Origin of the sequence: Priestia sp. BR_2 (genome assembly GCF_041954005.1) — a bacterium.
GTDB classification, from domain to species: Bacteria; Bacillota; Bacilli; order Paenibacillales; family Paenibacillaceae; genus Paenibacillus_AQ; species Paenibacillus_AQ lautus_A.
On sequence record NZ_JAVFHM010000110.1, the window covers coordinates 38,909 to 63,085 of the forward strand.

Here is a 24,177-nt window from a genome sequence, read left to right on the forward strand (position 1 = left end):
AGGAATGAGACGTCAATAGTCTCATTCCTTATCTATGTTTTAAGTCCTATAACTCCTATGTCGAATCAGCGCCAGGCTGAACGTTCAATGCTTCCTCAATCCTTCTTAGCTATCACGAGCACTTTGCCAAGGTCCAATTGTTTCTCGTAAAATCCCGCCTCGGCTTCGGTAAAGCCAAGCGATACGATTTTGGCACGCAGCTCATCCCCGCGGGACCGGAACAGATTCGCCAGGGCATCAAACACGCCTTCTTCCTTAATGCCTACATTATTGGCATCGGCTGCTTCCACAATCCGGCTCGTTTTGTCCGAATCATGGGCCAGTACGTAAATGTGATCCAGATCGTAACCGGACTGCCGTAGATTCTGAACCTCCTGAACCGCTTGCGTCCCGTTTTCCACGACTTTGGCATATGACTTCGTATTGGTGAATTCCATTGTGAAAACCTCCCCTAATAGTGTTAAACCTCAATTTAGGTTATAGTCCATTGGTTATTAACCGTAATTCTCAAGGTTGAAACAAATTTATTCACTATAATCGAAAAATAAATCGACGCCTTCGATTTCACCGGTATCCCGGTCAATGTATACCTTAAGCGCATGATGGTTCTCAAGGTATACATCTCCGTCCTCCGCCTTAAAATACGGCTTACCCAGGGATGACCGGACATGATCGGTTGACATGCCTATATGCTGGCCTTCAACCTGAAAGGACTCGGCAGAGGGCTTGACATGAACATATTCCGTGTAGCCGTTGCGGACTCCAACTTCCATATTTTTATAAAGAAGCTTAGTGGTTCCGCTCAGCCCGTCCTGCTCGATTCGTGCAGGCGTTCCCAGCTTGCGGACGATATCACGCTTGGTATCCGCAAGCGATATCCCGTTTAACGTCCCGTAGCCCTCTGAAGAGTTGTCGCCGGTGTGTGCTTGTCCAACATCCGCAGCGGCATGAACTACAGGCGCTTGCCATATCTCGGCAGCAGGCTGCTGCGCTGCCGCAGCACCCCCACCTCCGGAGTAAACCATGAGCCCGACCATCAACAGTGCGACATTCCACATGCGACCTCCTCCTTTCATCATCTTGCCGTGTTATACCCTGGCTTGGCTTAAACCTGTTATCTGGCTTTTTGACGACGGAAACTGTTCCACAGGCCAACTGCCGTGTCCACGTAGGACAGCCAGTTCCGGCTGCGGGACTTTTCTTCCGCTTCCGTCTTCTGATAGACGGCGTCATACGACTGGAACGTGCGATCTTGTGCCGTCAAAGGCACTTCCATGCGGGCGGGCTGCTCTTTCTTCTGCTCTATCCGGGATTGCTTAAAGCGGCTAACCATGCCGGCGGATATTTGCTTCACCGCATAAGTGACTTCGCTTAAAGCTTCTCCCAGGTTTTTGACGGTATCCATAACCGGATCAATTTGTTTCATCTTATGCTGAACATCCACCGTAATATCGTTCGTATTTCGAATGGTCTGCTTCACTTCATAACTCAATTCGTCGACCGTCTTTTGTACTTCCTGAAGCGTTTGTGTTACCTTTTCGAGCGATTGCGTGGCCGCCTTCAATGTCTTGATCAAGAAGAATACGAGAACCGCAAATGCCACGGCAATAATGGCAACACTGATTTGAGTTAGCATACGTTGTCCCTCGCTTTCAAGTTATGTTTGGTTTCGGATACGCAATAGTTACCCTATCCCCCACCTCACGAAACAAAGGGTTCCTTGCCATCCATGCCACTGTTCTCCAGCTTGTTTCATCCCCTGCCGCCCCGGTTAAAGAACACTACGAAGGGCGCTGCGGCAACGCCGATGGCCCCTACCGATCTTCAAATTGGATAAGAGCTCCTTACTTGGAGCAGCATGCGATGACATGCCATATATCCAATAAAATCGATGAAGAAAGCAGGGTGAATATGATGTTAAAATGGTCCGTAATTTTTCTGGTGGTTGCACTGATTGCAGGGATCTTCGGCTTCTTCGGCATCGTTGAGGCTGCAGCCAGTATCGCGAAGGTTCTGTTCTTCGTCTTCGTTGTCCTGTTTGTGATCTCTCTCTTTACCGGACGCAGACGAAGTATGTGACGGCGTCACATGTTGTTAAAGCCCGTGCATTGAATATACACATAGGAACGTGAAAAAGGGTGTCCCTCCGTTGTTAAACGGATGGGACACCCTTTTTTGTGGCGTGCTTGAATTTGAGGCGGATTAAGCGTTCGTTGCTGCAGCCTCCCGGCTTCCGGCTGCCTTCGGCTCTTCCGCCGGCTTCGTCTTCTTGATGAAGAAAGCCAGAATCAAGGAAACCACGCTGATCCAGGTGGCAATAACAAAGGCATAGTTAATGCCATAAATCGTTGCTTCGTTGCCCAGCTTAAGCAGGTCGGCCTGATTCTTCGGATCAAACAGGCCCGACTGCATCAAGGCTTCTCCTCGGCTCTCCGCCTGGGTGGACATGACGGTAACGAGAATCGCGGTTCCGATCGAGCCGGAAACCATGCGGAGTGTATTCGACATGGCCGTACCATGGGCGTTCAAGCTCCGCGGCAGCTGATTCAGTCCCGCGGTCTGAATCGGCATCATGAGCATCGACATACCGAACATGCGGGCCGTATAGATAATCATGATCTGGCCGTAAGACATCGTTTCGGTCAGATTACTGAACTCCCATGTCGTAATGACCGTAATCGCCAGACCGATAACAGCCAGCCATCTTGCGCCAACCTTATCGAATATCGCGCCCGTGATGGGTGACATAATCCCCATCAGAATCGCGCCGGGAAGCATGAGCAGACCGGATTCCACCGGCGTAAACCCGCGAATCTGCTGCAGATAAATCGGCAGCAGGATCATCCCGGCATACATCGCCATCGTGACGATGACATTGATCAAGGTCGTTAACGTAAACATGTTGTACTTAAATATACGGAATTCCAGCATCGGATTGTCAGCCTTCATTTCCCGCCATACAAACAGGATGAGGGCAACCGTGCCGACCGCAAGGGTCGTCACGACCGGCGTGCTGGACCAGCCGTCGTTCCCGGCGTCACTGAAGCCGTAGAGCAAGCCGCCGAAGCCGAGCGTCGACAAAATGACAGCGATCATGTCCAGCTTGGGCCGGCTGACCTCGGTCACGTTTTTAAGGAAGAAGACCCCGATTAACGTAGCGATAACGGAGAAAGGCAGGATCATGTAGAACAGCACCCGCCAATCGTAATGCTCCACGATATATCCGGAAAGCGTAGGACCGATCGCAGGAGCAAAGATCATGGCGATCCCCATCATGCCCATGGCTTTACCGCGGTTCTCGATAGGGAAAATGTTCAGAAATACGACGGTCATAAGCGGCATGAGAATTCCTGCACCCGCTGCCTGAACGAGGCGTCCGGTTAGAAGGAATGCGAAGTTAGGGCTGATGGCACACAGCAAGGTGCCGATCGTAAACAGCGTCATGGCGCTGATGAACAGCTGCCTGGTCGAGAATCGCGCTATCAGGTAGGCGGTAACGGGAATCAGCACTCCGTTCACCAGCATAAAGCCTGTGGTCAGCCACTGGGCTACCGTCGGTTTGATGCTTAAATTTTCCATGATGCTCGGCAGAGCAACATTCATCAAAGTCTGGTTAAGAATGGCGACAAAAGCGCCAATCATTAATGCGGCAATGATGGGGCCTTTCTTGACAGGCTCGCCGGGGCGAGCAGCAGTATGGGTATTCATCGGAAGCTTTCACTCTCTTTCTAAGTAAGTTCGTTCATATCAATAGCATGTTTGTTCTATGTGGACAGCTGACCTTGGATATACTCAACATTCGTCAAAATTTTGCGGTACAGGGAACTCAACTGCCTAACCTCTTCATCTGTTAGAAAACCATATAACAAATCGCTCAGTTCGGCGCGTTTATTGGCCAACTGCTCGATCAGCTCCCGCCCGAGCGGCGTAATCTCCAGATGGATGACCCTGCGGTCGGTTGTATCCCTTACGCGGCGCGCGAATCCGCCTTCGATCAATTTATCGGATATGCCCGTGACCGCGCCGCACGTCACATGAATGGAATCCGCCAAGTCAGACAATCTCAAAGCACCCTGTTCGTGGAGCTTCTCCAAGGCGGTGTACTGAGTTCTCCCCAGCTTAGGGAACCCCTCCTTCTGCCATTCATTCTGCACAGTCCGAAGCATCTTCTTAAATAGCATCTCCAACTCCAGAATTTCATTCCGCATGGACATGTATTTTTTTACACTCCTTTAATGGTCCAGCACTCCTTCAATAGAGACACCTTTCCTTCGCCTCTAAATACTTTAGTACTAAAACATTTATTTCTAAACATTTACTGATTATAGTAGGGGATCATTTCAGTGTCAATGTTTACATATATATTTTTTCCATAATTATTTTCTGAAAATAATGCTTTATCATGAAAGAAAATGCAAAAAAGACCCAGACATCGTTTCCTTGTCTGGGTCTTTAGCCGATTCTCTTGCTTTACTTAAACAACGAAGGAATCGACATCCAATCCATCGTAAAGTTCAATTCCAGGCCATCGGACAGAAACTTAACATTCTTCACGGTTACCAAATCCGGCAAATAGTCCTTCAGCGAAATTTGAATGGGGTCAAGCCGGAACACATTCAGCGGAATTTCAACGCCACGAATCGTTGTCGATTCATGCGTCAGGTGAAGGTAGCTTCCCTCGGCTGACATCTGGAAGCGCAGGACGGCTCCAAACGGCAATACGCCCCATTTTCCGTTCATGCGGGCTGTCATGGTGGTACCGTTCATTACGAAATCGGCACCGGTTATATCGACGCCAAGGTCATGCGTGCTCATATATTTTACCATGTTCTTCTTGCTGAGTTCCCCGACTTCCTCCGTGCTTAGTTTCATGCGGGTATCCCGGTTCGACACCATGGTCATCAATTTGTCCTTGAAATCAACGGATCGATAGCGCATGTCCAGGGATTGCGTAGGATAAACAAACCAGACTGCCGCACCGATGATCACAAGCAACAAGACAAGTATTCCCAATAGGAATCGCCCGGTTCGTTTCTTTCGGCGTACCATCCAAAGATCCCTCCTCCCAAAGGATTTCCCTGCTGGAGCAGGGCTTTTCCCATCCCCAAAGTATATAGGAATCCTGGAAACTTGTCACGATTTGAGAATTGTACCCAACTTTCTTGGTTCAAAACATCCAAATGGTGGTTATTACGATATTGTCAAATACTACTTCGGTCCCAAGGAGGAATCATTCCATGAAAAAAACGCTAAGCATTACTGCAGCCCTAGCACTCACCCTGTCCCTAACCGCCGTAGCAAGCGCGGATCCGATTAACGGTACGGTATCCAACACTTCAGGACCGGCTCCGATCTCGGTGGAAGACCCGCTCATCAAGCCTGAAGAAGTCGTGATCGTACCGACGCCGATGATTGAGCTTACAAGCAAAACTTACTTCTACAACGCTCCAAACGGCGAAAAGCTTGGTGCCTTGGCTCCGCAAAAGCTCGACACCACCGGCAATCGTTACGATGTCATGCTTGGCGGGGAATGGGTTGAAGTATATACATGGCTCGGTAAAGCTTGGATTTATGTAGAGTAATCGTGTATGGCTATCGGGCTTCATGATCCTTCATGCACCCCGGCATGTTAAATGGCAGGTCAAGAGAATCTTGGCCTGCCATTTGTATACCTGCACATTCGGTATCCCTTAGGAGGATCCCTTAGGCTCCACATGAATATGGACGCTCATAATATTATGAATCTTCTCCATCTGCTCTTCGATTCGGTCACTGATCTGATGCCCCTCCAAAACGCTGATATCCGGGTCTACCTCGATGACGACGTCCACCAATACATGATTGCCGTGGATTCGGGCTTTCATATCCTTGATTCCCTCGACACCGGGCGTACGGGCAATCGTGCTGCGCAAATCCGACAAACGGTTTTCATCAAAGCCGTCGGTGAGGCTATAGGTACAATCCCTGAATATTTCCCAAGCCGTTTTGCAAATAATGACGCCAACCGCTACGGCCGCCACGGTATCCAGCCAGGGCAGGCCGAATTGTGCGCCGATGATGCCGACAGCGGCCCCAACGCTGACGAGCGCATCGGACAAGTTATCCTTGGCCGCTGCCATCAGCGCCTGGTTATCGATGCGCCGCGCAAGGTTCCGATTGTAACGATATACGCCCAGCATCGCAACGGCACAGATGCCGGCTACGCCGGCAGACCATAAATTCGGCACTTCCTTGGAGCCTTCAAAAAAAGAACGGACGGCTTCAACCAGCACTTGGATGCCCACGACCGCCATGATGAAGGAGGCCACCAGCGCCGCGATCGTCTCCGCCCTCAAGTGTCCGTACGCATGATCGGAATCCGGCGGCTTCTGGGAAATCCGCAGCCCGATCAATACGGCGAGCGATGCCACGATATCCGTCAGGTTATTGAAACCGTCGGCGAGCAAAGCACTGGATGCAAACAAGTATCCGCAGAATATTTTAAACGATGACAATACGAGGTAGGCCGCAATGCTGATCCAGGCCCCTCGCTCCCCTTGTTTGATGTTATCATAGGCATTCACTATACGCGTCTCTCCTTTGCTTGCTCCGTGCAGACTTCAAGCGATATCCATCATTATCCATATTTAATCCTAGCAAAGGTCTTTCGTGTGGGTCTAGAGAAACATAATTGCTTCGGTCAAAGAACCATGGACGTAGAAAATGGTATTAATCATTGTTACCCTTGCCGGACGATTTAAAAACGAATAAAATGAGGACAAGCGAACACGAAGAGGAGGGTGATTTCTATGCCCGAGAATAATGAGCCACGCAAAGTGAATTTGGCTGATGCGATCAAGCAAAAGCTGGAACAAAAGAAACAGCAAAATACATCCGCGAACAAGCCGGGACAATTCCAAGCCGATTCAGCGCAAAAAATGAAAAGCCAAAACAACAAAAAGCCAAACAACCAGCGTCGTCGTACCGGCGGTTCGTAAAGAGCCGATCCGTACCGCACGCCAAAAAATGCTGCATCTCCCATACCCGGGAGGTGCAGCATTTTTAATGAAAAGGCGGGATGACAGCTTATCACCATCATCCCGCCGCTTAATTTTTAAACTTCAACCGGGTACATGCTTTCGCGAAGCCCCTTGATCTCTTCACTCTCCAGATACTCGTCATAACTCATGCTGCGGTCGATGATGCCGTTAGGCGTAATCTCGATAATCCGGTTGGCAATCGTCTGAATGAACTGATGGTCATGCGAGGTGAACAGAATCGTTCCGTCGAAATCGATCAAGCCGTTGTTGAGCGCCGTGATGGACTCCAGATCCAAGTGGTTCGTCGGCTCATCGAAGATCAGCACGTTCGCGCCGTTCAGCATCATTTTGGCCAGCATGCAGCGAACCTTCTCGCCTCCGGACAATACGCTCGCTTTCTTCAGCGCTTCCTCGCCCGAGAACAGCATGCGGCCAAGGAATCCGCGCAGGAACGTTTCGTCCTGATCCTTGGAATATTGGCGCAGCCATTCCACGAGATTCAGGTCGACTCCGTCGAAATAAGCCGAATTGTCTTTCGGGAAATATGCTTGGGTCGTGGTTACGCCCCAGCTGTATTCGCCGGCTTCCGCTTCGGTTTCGCCGGTGATGACCTGGAACAAGGTCGTTTTCGGCAAGCCGTTTGGTCCGACAAACGCAATTTTGTCACCTTTATTCACGACAAAACTCACGTTGTCCAGCACTTTCTCGCCTTCCACGCTCTTCGTCAGGCTGTCCACGGTCAGCAATTGTTTGCCGGCTTCGCGTTCAGGCTTGAAGTTGAGGAACGGATATTTACGGTTGGATGGACGGATATCGTCCAGCGTAATTTTATCGAGCTGCTTCTTCCGGGATGTCGCTTGCTTCGATTTCGAAGCATTCGCGGAGAAGCGCTGAATGAAGGCTTGAAGCTCCTTGATCTTCTCTTCCTTCTTCTTGTTGGATTCGCGCTGGAGCGCGAGGGCCAGCTGGCTGGATTCATACCAGAAGTCGTAGTTGCCGACATACAGCTGGATTTTACCGAAATCGATATCCGCAATATGCGTACATACCTTGTTCAGGAAGTGACGGTCATGGGATACCACGATAACGGTGCCTTCATAATCCATCAGGAAGTTCTCGAGCCACTGAATCGATTCGAGGTCCAAGTGGTTGGTAGGCTCATCGAGCAGCAGGTTATGCGGCCGGCCGAACAATGCTTGGGCCAAGAGAACGCGGACCTTCTCGTTGCCGCTCAGCTCCGACATTTTCTTGTCGTGCAGCTCACGCGGAATGCCGAGGCCGATCAGGAGCGCAGCCGCATCCGGCTCGGCATCCCATCCGTTCAGCTCAGCGAATTCGCCTTCCAGCTCACCCGCACGCATGCCGTCTTCTTCGGAGAAGTCGGCTTTTGCATACAGCGCATCCTTCTCTTTCATGATGGTATACAGTCTGGCATGACCCATGATGACCGTCTCCAGAACCGGATACTGGTCATATTCATAGTGGTTCTGCTTCAGAACCGCCATCCGTTCGTTGGGAGTCATATGAACCTCGCCTGAGTTCGGTTCGATCTCGCCGGAGAGGATTTTTAGAAATGTAGACTTACCCGCCCCGTTAGCGCCGATGAGGCCGTAGCAGTTGCCCGGGGTGAATTTTATATTGACATCTTCAAATAGTGCTCGTTTGCCATAGCGGAGCGTTACGCCGCTTGTACTGATCATTAAGCATTACCATCCTTTATCACTATTGGTTTCAGCACATTATAGCATAAGTACGGCGGTTATCGAAGCTTCTGGACGATATAAAACGGTTTTAAACAAATAAAACCTCCTGCATGGGCCATTTCATGCTGACCAGCCACAGGAGGCCGACGATCAAAGATTGCTTTTTTCCAAGTTTCATAGAACCGAGGCGTTTCTATTAATTAGAAGAAACCAGTCGGACCGGATCCGCTGCCTTACCATAGACTTCACCGGGAATCGATTTGACGATCCCGTGCAGTTGGCTAAGAAAAACGCTGCTGCCGCAAGAGCGGTCGGCATTTGGCCCAAAACGATGACGATTAGAAGCAGCTAATAAATGGGCCCGAAAGGTTATACGACCTTTCGGGCCTTTTTAGGCAGTCTGTAGTGTGTATGCCGATCGGAATCGCTTCTTGGGTTTCCGTTACGAAGTCACGCTTCTTCGTTCCGGCTGAACCTTGAAGGTTTCCCCGTACTTCAAGACGCGAATCCGCTCCTTGGCAATCCCGAGCCGCTTTCGTTCCGCTTCCATCCGGTCCAGCGCTTCCCTGGCCGTATCATCGGCCAGCTTGAAGGTCCCGTAATGCATCGGAATCATCGTCTCCGCCTTCACGTCCTGAAACGCCTGCAGCGCCTCTTCCGGATTGACGTGCTGCGACGTCATGAACCACTCCGGCTCGTATGCCCCGATCGGCATCAAAGCGAGGTGAATGTTGAACCGTTCGCCGATCAGCTTAAAACCCTCGAAATAACCGCTGTCTCCGGCAAAATACAAATTCGGCGGAAGCAGTCGGGTACCGTCCTCTGCGACGGGTTCGTTATTGCATGGCGATTCATCGGAAGAACTCGAATCCGTCTTTCCATCCTGCAGCACGGGCTCCATCACGAATCCTCCCCAATGGGACGTATTCGTATCAAACGGTGTCCGCCGCGTCCAATGCTGTGTCGGCACGAAGGAGAATTTCACGCCTTTTATGGCGACCGATTCCCACCACTGCAGTTCGATCACGCGGCGAAAGCCTTTATTGATCATTTTCCGACGCAAACCAACCGGTACAATGATGGTGGTATCCGCACGGTACAGCTTACGGATCGAGGAAACATGCATATGGTCATAGTGGGAATGCGATATCAAAATGACATCGATCGGGGGGATCTCATGAATGGGAAGTCCAGGTTCCCCAAGGCGCTTATTAAACCCCATTCTCCGCGCCCATACGGGATCAGTCACAATATTCATGCCTTCGTATTGAATGAAGAACGTGGCGTGCCCGATCCAGGTAACGGAGGTTTCGTGCCGGTTGCTATGCAAATACTGAAGATCCGGCGTCAGGTTCGGAATGCAGTAGGAATAATCCTTCTTCTTCTGACGACGTTCGTCGCGCCACTGCTTGAACTGTTTAAGCGTTTTGTCCGTGCTGACGTTATCGATATTGTTATAGCGAATTCTTGGCATGCAGCCTCCTCCTTCCATTACCCTGTATTTTACCCGTATTGAGCTATCCGCTCAACTTTGCGCTTTGTTGTTCTTTTTACACCGAATGATTCTTGGCGAAACAGCCCGGATTTATTTTGTCCATCCCTCAATCCGAAGGGTCTTTATACTTGACGACGTAAATCGCCATAAAGGCTACGGCAGCCAGTACCGTGAGCAGCGGTGCTATGAAAATGCCGAAGTCCTCCACTTGCCTCACCCCTTCTTCGCGGATTTGCCGCGAATGTAGTTCGCATCGAACAGAAACAATCGCATCAGCAGGATCAGGGAAGGCACCAGCACGCAGAAGCCGAGAATAAACGCGGTAATCAAAGCGATGGCCATCGTATCGTTGGTGATGCTCTCATCAATGTGGATGTAATCATAGAGAATGTACGGCAGATGCGAGCGACCATATCCGTACCAGGCAAAAGCGAATTGAAGCATGACCATGATAAATGCGATGCCAAGGCGGGTGCGTTTCCACACGAGGTATACCGCGATCACAAAGCAGACGAACGACGCGATAAACATCCAGGCGATATCCAGCATTTGCCCAAAATGGACCGGATTCTGATGGTTGATCTGGAAAAACGCGAAAACCGAAGCCAGGATCGTCGGCCCGCTCCACCCCAGTGCATAACCCCGTACCACGCCGAACGCCACCTCATCCCCGGCACGCTGCGCGTAATAGGACAGGAACATCGCCGAGATGTACAGAACGCTGACAAGGGCAAGCAGAATGACCGACCACGTGTACGGATTCGTGAAGAACGTGTACCAGTGAAGCTCCACCTTCCCGCCGTCCATATAGATGATGCCGCCTTCGGAGATGGCCAATATCGTCGACAAGGCGGCAGGAATGAGCAGCCCCGTCGCTCCGTATAGTCCCATGTATACGATATTGTTGCCCGTCTGGCTGCCATACGTATGATAGGCGTAGTAAGCGCCTCGGATGGCAAGCAGCACTAGCGCCAAGCTGCCCGGGACAAGCAGCGCGGTACCATAATAATACGCGGCATCGGGAAAGAATCCGACGAGCCCGACCACAAAAAAGATCAGGAACACATTGGTCACTTCCCAAACGGGAGACAGGTATCGCTGGATGATATTGTGGATCTTGTTCTCATGTCCGGTAAGCACGCTATAGAAGCTGAAGAATCCAGCACCGAAATCAATCGAGGCCACCAGCAAATAGCCGAACAGGAACGTCCATAGAACGGTTATGGCTACCATGGCATAGCTCACTTGCGGTCTCCTCCTTCGATTTCGAGTCCCAGCAGCCGGATTTCCTCTTCCGCGCTTTTATTCCGGAACAATTGGCTCAGCACGCGGATTGCGGATACGGACAAGACCAAATACAGTAGAATAAACAGCACCAGCATCCAGCCGACGCTCGATGAAGTGGTCGCCGCATCCGATACCTTCATATAGCCCCGCACAATCCACGGCTGCCTTCCGATCTCGGCAAGGAACCAGCCCAGCCATATGGCTGACATCGATAAAGGCCCTAAAGCCAATATACTGAGCAGCAGCCACTTTGGGTAAGGCTTTTTGCCAGGAAGTTTCCTTCGGAACATATACAGGAGAGGAATCAGAACGATCACGGCGCCGCTGGTCACCTTCAAATCAAAAAAATAATGCACGGACATCGGCGGTCTCTCGTTCTCCGGAAATTCATTCAGGCCGATGACCTCCGTACTGGGGCTGTTCCCTGCCAGTATGCTAAGCGCGTACGGAATCTTTAACGCATACTTGATTTCGTTATTCTCATCCAGAAAGCCGCCGTAAATGAGCGGGGCTTGTCTCATCGTTTCAAAATGCCACTCGGCGGCCGCCAGTTTCTCGGGCTGGTATTTGGCCAGGAATTTGCCGGAAAAGTCTCCGATCATCACGGTGGCCGCGGCAAACACAAAGGTGGAAACGACGGTGAGCTTCAGCGCTTTCTTAAAATAGACGTGCCTGCTTCCCCGAAGTAAGCTGAAAGCCGCGATGCTGGCCAGCGCCGCTGCGCTTGTCGTAAACGCCGACGCCAGCACATGGCTCACCTTGGTCGGCGTCGCCGGATTGAACATGGCCACGAACGGATTCACGTTCGTAAACACCCCGTCCACCAGCTCAAAGCCCTGCGGCTGGTTCATAAATGCATTCATGCTCGTGATAAAGAATGCAGAAGCGGAGGAGCCGATCGCCACGGGAATTAGCAGCAGCAAGTGGGTCCATTTGTTTTTGAACCGATCCCACGTATAGAGATAAATGCCAAGAAAGATCGCCTCCACAAAAAAAGCGAAGGTTTCCATGAACAGCGGCAGCGCAATGGCCTTACCGGCTACGCGCATAAAGGTGGGCCACAGCAGGCTGAGCTGCAAGCCGATGGCGGTTCCTGTCACGACGCCGACAGCTACGGTAATCACGTATCCCCGCGCCCAGCGCCTGGCGAGCAAGGTATAATGGTCGTCCCCCGTCCGGATCCCCCTCCACTCCGCCAGAGCCAGCATAATGGGAATCCCGACGCCGATGGTTGCCAGAACAATATGTACAAACAGGGTCAGTCCGGTCAGTATCCGGCTCATCAGTACTGGATCCAGTGATGACATCAGGTTCACTCCTCGGGTGTGTTATCCAAAATGATGCATGTAGCGCAAATATCCTTTCACGGCCCCGTACAGCATAATGGCCGCCACGATAAAACATAGAATCGCAAGCTTTTTCTCCTGCTTCCTGTACATCGACAGCCTAGCCTCCCTTATGTATTTCGGACTTCCTGCAAGGGGTGCCGCCCTTCGCCGTAATTCTTTGAAAAACATGAATGAATTCCATCCAACATTATCAGTTTTACAAACCCTTCCTCTTTTTATCCAAAGTCCGGTCAATTTGTTGGAATCCTGTGCATGATGTTTTTTCCGGCATGGAAAAGAGGTACAATAAGAGGATAAGGAGGCGATAAAAAACCATGAAAATTACATTCATTGAACCAACCCCGAGCCCGAACTCCATGATGCTTCATCTTGACGAAACCCTGGAGTCCGGAATTCGCAGAACATATACACTAGACAACGAACGGTCGGCTCCTCCCTGGATCAGGCAGCTGCTCCATATCCCTGGCGTAAAGAGCGTGTTCCACACCCTCGATTTCATCGCGCTCGACCGTAAAGGCAACGCCGATTGGCCTTCCATTCTGGGCGCCGTTCAGGAAATATTCGGCCAGGAGGGACTCGCCGCCGGACTCAAGGAAGGCGCTGATGATATCGCATTCGGGGAAGCCCAAGTGTTCGTGCAATATTTCCGCAATATTCCGATGCAAATTCGTGTCAAAAGCGGGAATCAGGAAGAACGTATCGGTCTGTCGGAGCGCTTCTCCCAAGCCGTAGCCGCGGTAGGGACTTCCTCGCTTATCAAGGAACGCAAGCTCAAGGAGTACGGCGTACGCTACGGCCAGCTGGAAGACATCGCCCGTGACGTGGAGCAGGAGCTGGAAGCCGCATTCCCGCAGGAGCGCCTCGATAAGGTCATTGCCCAGGCGATTGCCCACGGTGCCAGCGACGAGGATTTCGTCGAGCAGCGCCGGAAGCTGACGGACGAGGAAACCGAGGCCGCGATGCAGGATGAGGACTGGCGCGTACGTTATGCCGCGCTGGATGCGCTGGAGCCGACGGAGAAACACATTCCGCTGCTTCGCAAAGCGCTTCGGGATCCGAAGATGCAGATCCGACGGCTCGTCGTTGTGTACTTGGGCGACCTTCGGACGCCTGAAGCGATGGAGCTCCTGTATGAAGCCATGCGCGACGAAACGCCGGCCGTTCGCCGTACCGCTGGAGATACCTTGTCCGATATCGGCGATGCCGCCGCTACCCCGGTCATGGTCGAATCGCTCAAAGACAGCAGCAAGATCGTTCGCTGGCGTGCAGCCCGCTTCCTATACGAAGTCGGTACGGAGGAAGCGCGTTCCGCCCTTGAAGAAGCGGCCAACGATCCGGAATTCGAAGTAAGCCTGCAGGCGCGAATGGCGCTGGAGCGCATCGAATCCGGCGAAGAAGCTGCCGGAACCGTCTGGCAGCAAATGGCTAAACGGAATCAATCGTAATCGCTCGGCGGAAACCGACTTGAACCGTAAAAATTAACCATTGCTTATGACATGGAATGTGATTTATACTTAGGACTCTCTTGTTAGAATTGAATATACAGATAGCCTCATCATTCCAAGATGAGGTAGAGGTTGCAGACATGATCAGTAGTTGTGCCGAGGCAAAGAGAAGCCGGTGAAGCACAGTGAAAGGCATGAATGCCGAAGTGCAGGGTATCCTCTTGTATCCTGTGCTGGGGCCGTTGTCGAAAGAGACGGAACTGTCACGGGGGAATTTCCTCGTGTTGTGCTATCTTCATGGAGGGTATGATGCGGATACGATCAAGACCGCAGGTATAGGACCTGCGGTCTTTTTGTTCTAACAGGGTATATTTTAAATATCATTTCTTAATGTATAGAAGGAGTGTTCGACCTTGAATCGCAAAAAAGCACCGGCTGCTTCGCTTAAGCAGAGCTTTAAAGCCCGTCATATGACGATGATCGCCCTTGGCGGATCAATCGGTACGGGCCTGTTCCTGGCAAGCGGAACGGCCATCGCCTCTGCCGGTCCGGGCGGAGCGCTTATCGCGTATGCCGCCGTAGGCCTCATGGTTTACTTTCTGATGACCAGCCTGGGCGAACTCGCTACGTATCTTCCGGATTCCGGCTCATTCAGCACCTACGCCTCCCGGTTTGTCAGTCCCGCCTTCGGATTTGCCGTCGGCTGGAACTTCTGGTACAACTGGGCCGTTACCATTGCCGCCGAGCTCGCGGCGGCGACGGTTATAATCAAGTTCTGGTTCCCGGACAGCCCGTCATTTCTGTGGAGCCTTCTGTTCCTGGCGATTATGTTCGGCTTAAACATTCTATCCGCCAAAGGATACGGCGAATCGGAATATTGGTTTGCTATCATTAAAGTAGCGACCGTCATTGTATTTCTTATCATCGGCGTTATGATGATTTTCGGTATTCTTGGCGGCGAAGCGGTCGGATTCAGCAACTTTAGCCTAGGCGACGGGCCGGTACACGGCGGATTCTTCGCGCTGGTCGGCGTGTTTATGGCTGCAGGCTTCTCCTTTCAGGGAACCGAGCTGATCGGGGTAGCCGCAGGCGAAAGCGAGAATCCGAGAAAACATGTGCCCAAAGCCATTCGTCAGGTTTTCTGGCGCATCCTGATCTTCTATATTTTCGCCATTTTTGTTATTGGCATGCTGATCCCGTACACCCATCCGAGCTTGCTTCAATCCGGGGTCGACAATATCGGTGTCAGCCCATTCACCCTGGTGTTTGAGAAAGCCGGCCTTGCGTTTGCGGCTTCCGTAATGAATGCGGTCATTCTCAGCTCCGTGCTGTCTGCCGGCAACTCCGGGATGTATGCCTCGACCCGCGTCCTGTATGCCATGGCGAAGCAGGGCATGGCTCCGAAATGGCTGAGCCGCCTGAACAGCCGCGGCGTGCCGGTTGCAGCCCTGATCGTAACCTCCGCCGTGGGCATGCTGGCGTTCCTGGCCTCCTTCTTCGGCGATGGCGTCGTTTACGTGTGGCTTCTTAACGCCTCCGGGATGTGCGGATTCATTAACTGGCTGGCGATTGCGGTGAGTCATTACCGCTTCCGCAAAGCCTACGTTGCCCAAGGCAAGGACCTGAAGGATCTTCCGTTCCGTGCGCGCTGGTTCCCCTTCGGCCCCATCTTCGCTTTCCTGCTCTGTCTCGTGGCCATTATCGGTCAAGGCAATTTCAGCGGGAAGATCGACTGGTTAACGATCATTGCCACGTATGTCAGCATTCCGTTGTTCCTCTCCATCTGGTTCGGCTACCGCTTGATTAAGAAGAGCCGCATCGTGCCATTGGATGAGTGCGATTTGAGCACGGATGCCAAATCATAATAAAGACGAACATGCAAAAAAAACAGCTTCCTCCCGTTGTTGGGAGGAAGCTGTTTTTCATTTGGCACGGACATCTACCATATGATCTGCACTCTAAGATCACCCGTGTTTTCAAAAGCATTGTGGTAATACTTGATGGACCCCAGATTGTTCTTTAACTGCAGCTGCTGGAGCACGCTCACAAGCTCTCGCTCGCTCCCGTCAAACCGGAATACCAGCTTACGGCTGCCTTCCGCCTTCGCTGCCTTCACCAGCGGCTGAAGCTGAAGGTGGGAGCTGACGATGGCGCGGGCATCGTATAACTGATACTCCAGATCCTTCTTAATCGCTTCATATGATCCCGCTTTCGAACGATCCTTCGCGGCCAGTCCGGCCAGCGTGTTGCGGTAAAGCGTATTCGCCTTCGGATAGGATTTCACCCAGGTATGATCCCGGCCCATCTGCTCATCCGTTCGGAGGTAATACGTGTAGGATACCTCGTTGTCACGATCAGGAACGGGATCGTTCCACGTCGTGTCCAGGTGGTACCATTTGCCGTCCAAAAGGACCAGATTCCAGGCATGGAGCTGGCCTTGTGGATTGTCGGAGGCGTAAGCCGTACCCTCCACGATTTTGTTCTGAATCCCGGCTTCCTTCAGCAGCTTATGAGTTAATAGAGAATAACCCTGGCATACCGTGCTCCCCGTGTAAAGCCCGTCATAGGCCGTATATTTCGTAAGCGTCGTATCGTATTTCAAGTTGCGGACAACCCAATCATGGATGGCTTTCACCTTCTCATGATCATTCATGCCCGGCTTGATGATCTGCTTCAAAATGCGGTCGGTATGCTGGTTCACGTAGTTCGTCTGCTCCGCGGTCTCGCGATAGCTCAACCGGACGGTAACATTGGCGGAACTGGATGTTCCACGATAGTCGTAGCTATAGCTGGCAATGGTGTAATGGATATAAGGATCACTGGCCATCGCCTGATCAAGTGCGTCTTTTAGCTGCGATTTCAGCGATTTGGTCTCGCCCTGGTAAACAAAACGCACCGTCGATTGCCTGTCGCTCATCGCTGTCAGCAGTTTCTGCTGTATCGCATGGACCGACTTCACGACCGCTTTGTTGGAAGTGGCATAGACATCACTGAGATTTGCTGGTTCTGGTACTGCTGCAACGGTTACCGCCAAAGTCCCTATGAACAGTAATTTAACGATCGTTCCTCGGCTTCGTTTCATCGGTACACCCGCCCTTCATCTTCCTCATCCGTATGCACCATCATTGTAACACATAACATCAGGGCTTAAGGGTTCTAGTTTTGTCGACCGGGCACGAATATTAAATACTACCAATAGAATGAGGACAAGAAGGAATCGCTTCGCCCCGCCAGCTTCGACATGCGGACCAGAACCTCAGCCGCTTCCGCGCGCGTCACTTCGCGATTAGGCAGGAACTTGCCATCCACCGCCGGAAGAAGTCCCAGCTTGAGCGCGATCAGGGCTGCGCCTTTGTTCGTCACGGCGTCGGCATCGGATATCCCCTGCACATCGGTTGGAAGAATAAAGGCTTTGGACAGCTTCTCGTAATTCAAAATCCGGGTCAGCGAGCTTGCCAGTTCATCCCTGGTCAGCTTACGGTCCAGCTGCAGCGGGCTGTCCGGGTCATACGGAATCCAGTTCTGCCCGATCAGCACTTGGATGGCCTGGTAATACGGATGGTCCGGCTGCAGGCCCGCGTACGGATCCATGGTGGATCTTCCGTACACCTGCTCGTAGGATGGGCTAACCGAAGCCGCTACCAGCTGATACCATTCTCCAAGGGTGATCTGACGATCCGGGTACACCTTGCCGTCCTTGTCCGGAACCAATACCCGATATTTCACCAGCTCCTTGAGAGCCGCTTCGGCTGAATGCCCCGCCGCGTCAGTCACTGGCGGAATATCCTTCCGGTTCATTTCCGGCATGATATCGCGCCATTCTCCGCTCTTGGCATCGAGCGGTACCTGCATGCCGCCTAAAGCCTGCTGTTTATGTGTCGGATAATAAATCAGCTTGATGAATGGCTTGGTGATTTCATTATTGGCAGACAGGTAACCGCCGTAATAGCCGTATTTCAGCTTCAGGTCGATCTCCTTCAAATACTGCGCTCTAGCCTGCTCCTCGGTAATGGCCGGCTTTACGTCCGTTGGCAGCTTGGAGAGGACGCCTTCCGAATTCACGCTAAAGCCCTGGATTTGCCCGTTGGCCTCAATCGTGAGGTTCAGGGAATCGCCCATGACGCGAATATCGCCGACATAGCGCTGGAATGAAAATTGATAGTTGAGGGTTTTCGTGTCCTTACCCATTTTATCAACCGATGTCAGCTTCCATTCCTCGGAAGCGTTGGGCACCAGCTTGCTTACCGTCTTGAAAGCAAGATCCTGCGCAGCCTGCTGCGAAATCGGGTTCTTCACTTCCGCAGTTTCGGTCCGGTCATAACGATATCGGTTGTACGAGTAGATCTGTCCGGTCTTGGCGTCCACCTCTGCGGATACCATCTCTCCTCCGCCCATGGCGGAGATCGCATGTTCGCCCCATCTGATGTTCCACGTCTTAACCTCTTTGTTGTTCCATCTTGTACCTAGACTCTTGGATTCTGTCTTCAAGCCTGACGGCAGCTTGATCTGCGACTCCACCCATCGGGCTGCCGCATCACCGCCGGCGAATGGACCCGCGATCGGCTTAAAGGTTTCTTCGGTTGCCGGAATCGTGCCGTCCTCAACGGAGACAAGCCCGCTCTCTTCCCCCGTGAAACTGATGAATTTGCCGGTATTGGCATCCATTGAATAACCTGACAGATCATTAGGTATGTAACCTAAAAAATATTCGCCTTTGGCATTGTTATATAAATTTTCCGGCACATAGGCCAAGGATACTTGGAATTGATCTTCAAACAATTTGCGGATCGAGGCCTCGTTCAATTTCGGCGTAGATGAAGGAAACTCCTCACTGACTTGATTGCGGGAATATTGAATCGTATTGCCCTGTCCATCCAGCGTGATCGTAATGCTGTTCACATCCGATTCAATTCCGTTCACCGAGGTCTGGAAATAGAAATCAAACCGGGGCGGACTGAACAAAGCAGCTTGCATACCGAGATACGCTTCATTCTCCTTAAGCTCGCTTGCCTTCACGTCCGACACGTGGGTGCTGATCCATTTCAGCGCCTTCTCCTTGGCTACTTCCCGGGTTAACGCCGGTTTGTCGCTATCCTGCTTCAACAAAGAGTTAGGGAGATAGATATGAATAAGTTCACCCGTAACCGCATTGACCTGGGCATTGAAGCCGGAGCTTGAGTTCCCTTTGGTCAACACCAATTGCAGATCCCATGCAAGCGCACTTGATCTCATGTCGTCATTCTCCAGGAACTGCACGTTCGACACCTTTACATTCTTGAGTTCAGGAAAAGCCTTCTTCACGATTTCTTCCGCCTGTTTGGACGAAATTTTTGCACCCTTCGGTATTTCGTTATCCGTAACGCTTTCGGAACCGGCTTGACCACTGCTGTCGACGGAAGTTACCGTTTCGGATACAGCGACTCCGCTGCCCGGAACGGAATTATCCCCCCATACCGGCTGCGCCAAACAAAGCATGGCCGTAGCCGTAACCGCACAAACGGTCTTTTTTACCCTTACTTTCTTCTTCCCCGATGGATTCACTTGATTCGCTCCCTTCCATTTCTTGAACCTAACCATGCATTACTTACACACGATGCTATCCTCAACAAGTGCCTGTACACGGCAGCAATGACATAACCAAGCTACCTAAATAATACCATAACTTGTCTATATATTCCTTATGTAGTAAGCTTCCAAAACATAACCTGCGTGGTTAAGGATGAACAAAGTGTAACTATTTCGCCGCTTCCACGAAAGCCGCTGCACGGCGCTGGATCTCGTCCGAATTCCCGGACGCAAGCGCATCCTTCGGAAGCAGCGCGCTCCCTAAACCCACCGCTGCCGCGCCTGCGTTAAAATAATCCGGAAGATTGCCCAGCGTAACTCCGCCCGTGGCAAGCAGCGGAATGTGATTCAGCGGGCCCTGAAGCTCCCGGATAAACGACAAGCCGAGGCTTGCCATAGGAAACAGCTTCACGATCTCCGCCCCGGCGGCGTACGCCGCAACGATCTCCGTTGGCGTCATCGCCCCGGGCCATACGTCGATTCCCTGCTCCAGGGCAAATTCGATGACGGAAAGATCCGTGTTCGGCGAGATCAGGAATTGGGCTCCGGCAGAGACCGCTTCCTTGGCCATCTCCACATCTAGGACGGTACCCGCGCCGACATACACGTCACCGTCATAGCGGGCGCGCCAATCCTGAATCATATGTAAAGCGCCCTTCGTATTCATCGTCACTTCCATAAACCGGATTCCGCCCCGGGCCAACCCTTCCCCCACGAAGCCCGCTTGTTCTTTTGGAATGCCGCGCACGATAGCAACGATTTTCTCGCGTTTCAGTTCGGCTGTCAGTTTCATTGACGTCCCCCCATCTCTTTTTTTACACTTTCCGCGCCATCCTTAATCGGATTGGCCGCAGATGTTACACAATGATCACAGGCCATCCAATAAAGGGAACCTGAAAATCGATATCCAAACCGGTTCCCATCGAAGAGGGTCGACCCTCATTCCCCGGCGTAACCTGCTTATGACTTCAACCTGCTTCAAGTATATGCGGTCCGGAGCGTTCACGCAAAAAAAGCAGGCCGGGAGAAATGTCTTCCCGACCTGCTCTTCAACATCTGCAGGTTATCCGCGGAATTCGGACAGCTCCGCGCCAAGTTCACGCGTGGCTCCGTATACGCTTTGATAGAGTCCAAACAATTTGTCATAGGCCTGAACCGCTTGCGGGTTTGGAGAATACGAGCGTGCCGGCCGCAAAAACGCCTTCGCGCAGTCCTGAAGGCTTGGGAACCAGCCGCAGCCGTAAGCTGCAAGCATCGCCGCGCCCATGGCCGGGCCCTGCTCGCTTTCCAGCTTCACGATTTCCGCGTTGAACACATCCGCCTGCATCTGCAGCCAGGTCTCGTTCTTGGCTCCGCCGCCAATGGAAATCACGCGGTCGATCTGCTTGCCCGATGCCCGTAGGATATCGATGGATTCGCGGAGAGAGAACGTGATCCCCTCGAGTACCGAACGCGCAAAGTGAGGCAGCTTATGCCCGGCGTCCATGCCAATGAAGCTGCCGCGGATGGTGGCGTCCGGATGGGGCGTGCGTTCGCCGACAATATACGGCGTGAACAGCAGCCCGCCGCTGCCTACCGGGATATTCCCGATATCGCTTAACAGCGCGTCAAAGGAAACATCCGGAGCAAAGGTATCCTTGAACCAGGTCAGGCTGTATCCCGCTGCGAGGGTTACCCCCATGATATAATAAGCGTCTTTCTCGCTATGGTTAAAGAAATGGACCTTTCCTTCAAAATCCACCTCACGGCGCTCCTCATAGGACAGCACCACGCCCGATGTACCAATGCTGCACATCGTCTGCCCTTCTTCGAGAATGCCGGCGCCGATAGCGCCGCAGGCGTTGTCCGCCCCGCCGGCAAATACCTTCGTCTCCGGCAGCAGAGCGGCTTGCTCGGCAATCTCGGGGAGCAGCGTGCCGCATTCGTCGAAGGATTCGACCAACGGCGGGCATAAGGTGTGCGGCAGCTGGAAAGCATCCAGAATGTCGGTGCTCCAGGATTTCCCGGCCACGTCCAGCAGCAGCGTGCCGGCTGCATCGGAGTAGTCCATCGCGTATTGTCCGGTCAAGCGGAAACGCACGTAATCCTTAGGCAGCAGGAACAGGGCAGCCCGTTCGAGCACTTCCGGCTCAAACTCCTGAACCCAGAGAATCTTCGGCAGAGTGAAGCCTTCCAGCGCGCGATTGCGTGCAATGCCGAGCAGCTTCTCCTGCAAGGTCTCCTCGATGCGGCGGCATTGCGCCGTTGTCCGGGTGTCGTTCCACAGGATCGCCGGCCGCAGCACGGCGCCCTCTCCGTCTACCAGGACCAAACCATGCATTTGGCCGGAGAAGCTCAATCCCTCAACCTCGGATGGATGTATGTTGTTTCCTTTCATTAATTGTCGTAGCGACAATACCGTTTTGTCCACCCAGTCCTCCGGCCGCTGTTCGCTGTAACCGGGCTTCGGCTGGCTCAGCGGGTATGACTCCGAATGCTCGGCAACCACCGTGCCGCTGCGGTCCACCAGCACGGTCTTCACGGCACTGGTCCCCAAATCAACTCCGATAACGTAACTCATCTATATCCTCCTTCGTCTCCTCATGAACCGAACGTGAAAACATCGTTGGCATTCTCCCCTAGACGCATCGTCTGGTCCGGGACATGCCTCCAATGACTGCCGACCATCGATCGCGCCATCGTTTCCGGTTTGAAATAAGTACACCGGCATCCCTGGAGGGAGCCGGTGAAGGTTTTGGATTTCATGGAACAAGCTTAAACAGCCGTACCGTTATGAATTAATTCGCAAGAATGTACTGATTCAGAATCGCCTTCAGCATTTCTTGGCGTCCGGACTCGTTTTTGCGAGGGGACTCGTTGTTCAGCGCGTATTCCGCAAGGGAAGCCAGCGTAGCCTTACCGGATACGACGTCAGCGCCGATGCCTTCATTAAAGCTGCTGTAGCGCTTCGCGATGAAGTCCTCGAATACGCGGTCTTCGATCAGCTTCGCTGCCACTTTCAAGCCTTTTGCGTAAGTATCCATACCAGCGATGTGCGCATGGAACAGATCTTCCGGCTCGAAGGATGGACGGCGAACCTTCGCGTCGAAGTTCACGCCGCCGCGGCCGAGGCCGCCGTTCATCAGCACTTCGTACAGCGTCAATGTAGCGTCATAGATGTTAACCGGGAATTCGTCCGTATCCCATCCGATAAGCATATCGCCTTGGTTCGCGTCGAGGGAACCGAGCATGCCGTTGATGCGTGCTACGCGAAGCTCATGTTCGAAGGTATGACCGGCCAGCGTGGCGTGGTTTGCTTCGAGATTCAATTTAAAGTGTTTGTCGAGACCGTATTTCTGCAGGAATGCAATCGTAGTAGCCGCATCGAAGTCATATTGGTGCTTGGTCGGCTCCTTCGGTTTAGGCTCGATCAGGAACTGAGCGTCAAAGCCGATTTCCTTCGCGTAATCCACCGCCATATGGAACAGGCGCGCCAGGTTATCCAGTTCAAGGCCCATATCCGTGTTCAGCAGGGTCTCGTAGCCTTCACGGCCTCCCCAGAACACGTAGTTCTCGGCGCCGAGGCGTTTGCCTACTTCGAGGCCCTTCTTGATTTGCGCTGCCGCATGAGCGTATACATCGGCGTTGCACGTAGTGCCCGCACCATGCATGAAACGAGGATTCGTGAACATGTTGGCCGTGTTCCACAGCAATTTTTTGCCGGTGGACTTCATGTGGTCTTCAATCGAGTCCACGATCGTATCGATGTTGCTGTAGAACTCGCGCAGGCTGCTGCCTTCCGGCGCAATGTCCACGTCGTGGAAGCAGAAATACGGAAGGTTCATCTTCTCCATGAATTCAAAGCCTGCCTCAACGCGTGCTTTGGCAAGGTCCATGCCGGAGTAGTTGCCCCAAGGACGAACCGCCGTGTCGGCACCGAACGGATCGGAGCCGCCTGCAGTCAATGTATGCCAGTAAGCCATCGCGAAACGGAGATGCTCTTCCATCGTTTTGCCGGCTACGACTTCTGTCGGATTATAAAATTTAAAAGCATAAGGGTTGGTCGATTTGCTGCCTTCGTACTCGACTTTGCTAATGTTGTTAAAATAGGCCATGAATAAATCCTCCTATACCTTGTTAAGGTGTGGTTAACGCTTACAAGGTTATCCTATCACAGCTCCACCACTTTGTCTATTGGTTAAACAAAGTTATTCCTTTACAAGTTTTTCAAAAGCGATTCCGCCTGCCGTTGTGACGGTTTCGCTCTGCGGCAAAGGACATGTTCCACGTCTAATCCAGGGTACACCCTTCCTCCACATTCGGATGAAGACATCG

At 52.3% G+C, this 24,177-nt stretch carries 23 protein-coding genes and 1 riboswitch; of the genes, 6 read left to right on the plus strand and 17 right to left on the minus strand.

Annotated features, from left to right (window positions below; all coding sequences use genetic code 11):
- Positions 1-95 precede the first annotated feature (95 nt).
- From RB298_RS03230 to RB298_RS03240, 3 genes are all read right to left on the minus strand, one after another.
- Complete coding sequence (locus RB298_RS03230) at positions 96-437, minus strand: YflT domain-containing protein (RefSeq protein ID WP_009594092.1); 342 nt, start codon at positions 435-437, stop codon at positions 96-98.
- A gap of 87 nt (positions 438-524) precedes the next feature.
- A complete protein-coding gene (locus RB298_RS03235) occupies positions 525-1,058 on the minus strand; it encodes a hypothetical protein (protein ID WP_096776947.1) in 534 nt (177 codons plus the stop codon).
- A gap of 56 nt (positions 1,059-1,114) precedes the next feature.
- On the minus strand, positions 1,115-1,636 hold the full coding sequence (locus RB298_RS03240) for a DUF948 domain-containing protein (RefSeq protein ID WP_036663863.1): 522 nt from the start codon (positions 1,634-1,636) through the stop codon (positions 1,115-1,117).
- Between the two features lie 278 nt (positions 1,637-1,914).
- Between RB298_RS03240 and RB298_RS03245 the strand changes: the two genes are divergently transcribed.
- Positions 1,915-2,079 (plus strand): DUF1328 domain-containing protein, encoded by a 165-nt coding sequence (locus RB298_RS03245; RefSeq protein ID WP_036663891.1) that lies wholly within the window; start codon positions 1,915-1,917, stop codon positions 2,077-2,079.
- Positions 2,080-2,202: 123 nt separating this feature from the next.
- Here the strand turns inward: RB298_RS03245 and RB298_RS03250 are convergent, their stop codons facing one another.
- The 3 genes from RB298_RS03250 to RB298_RS03260 form a co-directional block, all read right to left on the minus strand.
- Positions 2,203-3,708 (minus strand): DHA2 family efflux MFS transporter permease subunit, encoded by a 1,506-nt coding sequence (locus tag RB298_RS03250; protein ID WP_096776946.1) that lies wholly within the window; start codon positions 3,706-3,708, stop codon positions 2,203-2,205.
- Positions 3,709-3,764: 56 nt separating this feature from the next.
- Entirely contained in the window at positions 3,765-4,214 is a 450-nt protein-coding gene (locus RB298_RS03255; RefSeq protein ID WP_096776945.1) for a MarR family transcriptional regulator, read from the minus strand.
- 256 nt (positions 4,215-4,470) lie between these two features.
- The gene (locus tag RB298_RS03260) at positions 4,471-5,049 is read right to left on the minus strand and encodes a hypothetical protein (protein WP_096776944.1); all 579 of its coding nucleotides are present in this window, start codon (positions 5,047-5,049) and stop codon (positions 4,471-4,473) included.
- 188 nt (positions 5,050-5,237) lie between these two features.
- Between RB298_RS03260 and RB298_RS03265 the strand changes: the two genes are divergently transcribed.
- The gene (locus RB298_RS03265; protein ID WP_096776943.1) at positions 5,238-5,582 is read left to right on the plus strand and encodes a hypothetical protein; all 345 of its coding nucleotides are present in this window, start codon (positions 5,238-5,240) and stop codon (positions 5,580-5,582) included.
- A gap of 108 nt (positions 5,583-5,690) precedes the next feature.
- On the opposite strand, the gene RB298_RS03270 is transcribed toward RB298_RS03265, so the two are convergent.
- Positions 5,691-6,566, minus strand: a complete 876-nt coding sequence (locus tag RB298_RS03270) for a cation diffusion facilitator family transporter (protein ID WP_036663860.1) — start codon at positions 6,564-6,566, stop codon at positions 5,691-5,693.
- Positions 6,567-6,788: 222 nt separating this feature from the next.
- Between RB298_RS03270 and RB298_RS03275 the strand changes: the two genes are divergently transcribed.
- The gene (locus RB298_RS03275) at positions 6,789-6,977 is read left to right on the plus strand and encodes a hypothetical protein (protein ID WP_486045734.1); all 189 of its coding nucleotides are present in this window, start codon (positions 6,789-6,791) and stop codon (positions 6,975-6,977) included.
- 116 nt (positions 6,978-7,093) lie between these two features.
- Here RB298_RS03275 and RB298_RS03280 read toward each other — a convergent pair whose 3' ends face one another.
- Positions 7,094-8,719 carry an ABC-F family ATP-binding cassette domain-containing protein gene (locus RB298_RS03280; protein ID WP_090913202.1) on the minus strand — a complete coding sequence of 542 codons (1,626 nt, stop codon included), beginning with the start codon at positions 8,717-8,719 and terminating at the stop codon, positions 7,094-7,096.
- Positions 8,720-8,879: 160 nt separating this feature from the next.
- Between RB298_RS03280 and RB298_RS03285 the strand changes: the two genes are divergently transcribed.
- Positions 8,880-9,074, plus strand: a complete 195-nt coding sequence (locus RB298_RS03285) for a hypothetical protein (protein ID WP_486045736.1) — start codon at positions 8,880-8,882, stop codon at positions 9,072-9,074.
- Positions 9,075-9,164: 90 nt separating this feature from the next.
- On the opposite strand, the gene RB298_RS03290 is transcribed toward RB298_RS03285, so the two are convergent.
- The 4 genes from RB298_RS03290 to RB298_RS03305 all read right to left on the minus strand — a co-directional run bounded on the left by RB298_RS03290 (position 9,165) and on the right by RB298_RS03305 (position 12,811).
- The gene (locus RB298_RS03290; RefSeq protein ID WP_096776941.1) at positions 9,165-10,196 is read right to left on the minus strand and encodes an MBL fold metallo-hydrolase; all 1,032 of its coding nucleotides are present in this window, start codon (positions 10,194-10,196) and stop codon (positions 9,165-9,167) included.
- Between the two features lie 127 nt (positions 10,197-10,323).
- On the minus strand, positions 10,324-10,425 hold the full coding sequence (gene cydS, locus RB298_RS03295; RefSeq protein ID WP_015737491.1) for a cytochrome bd oxidase small subunit CydS family protein: 102 nt from the start codon (positions 10,423-10,425) through the stop codon (positions 10,324-10,326).
- Positions 10,426-10,430: 5 nt separating this feature from the next.
- On the minus strand, positions 10,431-11,462 hold the full coding sequence (locus tag RB298_RS03300; RefSeq protein ID WP_375121784.1) for a cytochrome d ubiquinol oxidase subunit II: 1,032 nt from the start codon (positions 11,460-11,462) through the stop codon (positions 10,431-10,433).
- A complete protein-coding gene (locus tag RB298_RS03305) occupies positions 11,459-12,811 on the minus strand; it encodes a cytochrome ubiquinol oxidase subunit I (protein ID WP_486045739.1) in 1,353 nt (450 codons plus the stop codon). The genes RB298_RS03300 and RB298_RS03305 overlap by 4 nt, the downstream gene beginning before the upstream one ends.
- Positions 12,812-13,167: 356 nt before the next feature.
- Here RB298_RS03305 and RB298_RS03310 point away from each other — a divergent pair, with 356 nt between their 5' ends.
- Both RB298_RS03310 and RB298_RS03315 read left to right on the plus strand, forming a co-directional pair.
- Complete coding sequence (locus tag RB298_RS03310; RefSeq protein ID WP_096776938.1) at positions 13,168-14,298, plus strand: virulence factor; 1,131 nt, start codon at positions 13,168-13,170, stop codon at positions 14,296-14,298.
- A 118-nt stretch (positions 14,299-14,416) separates the two neighbouring features.
- Positions 14,417-14,598: riboswitch (Lysine riboswitch) on the plus strand.
- A 113-nt stretch (positions 14,599-14,711) separates the two neighbouring features.
- Positions 14,712-16,163, plus strand: coding sequence for an amino acid permease (locus RB298_RS03315; protein ID WP_096776937.1), 1,452 nt, complete (start codon positions 14,712-14,714; stop codon positions 16,161-16,163).
- A gap of 74 nt (positions 16,164-16,237) precedes the next feature.
- Here RB298_RS03315 and RB298_RS03320 read toward each other — a convergent pair whose 3' ends face one another.
- The 5 genes from RB298_RS03320 to xylA form a co-directional block, all read right to left on the minus strand.
- Positions 16,238-17,380, minus strand: coding sequence for a transglutaminase domain-containing protein (locus RB298_RS03320; protein WP_486045742.1), 1,143 nt, complete (start codon positions 17,378-17,380; stop codon positions 16,238-16,240).
- A 107-nt stretch (positions 17,381-17,487) separates the two neighbouring features.
- A complete protein-coding gene (locus RB298_RS03325; protein ID WP_486045744.1) occupies positions 17,488-19,839 on the minus strand; it encodes a YcdB/YcdC domain-containing protein in 2,352 nt (783 codons plus the stop codon).
- A 193-nt stretch (positions 19,840-20,032) separates the two neighbouring features.
- Positions 20,033-20,656: a bifunctional 4-hydroxy-2-oxoglutarate aldolase/2-dehydro-3-deoxy-phosphogluconate aldolase gene (locus RB298_RS03330; protein ID WP_486045746.1), complete on the minus strand. Its 624-nt coding sequence runs from the start codon at positions 20,654-20,656 to the stop codon at positions 20,033-20,035.
- Between the two features lie 270 nt (positions 20,657-20,926).
- A complete protein-coding gene (gene xylB / locus RB298_RS03335; protein WP_096776933.1) occupies positions 20,927-22,423 on the minus strand; it encodes a xylulokinase in 1,497 nt (498 codons plus the stop codon).
- 217 nt (positions 22,424-22,640) lie between these two features.
- Positions 22,641-23,957, minus strand: coding sequence for a xylose isomerase (xylA, locus tag RB298_RS03340; RefSeq protein ID WP_015737501.1), 1,317 nt, complete (start codon positions 23,955-23,957; stop codon positions 22,641-22,643).
- Positions 23,958-24,177: the final 220 nt, after the last annotated feature.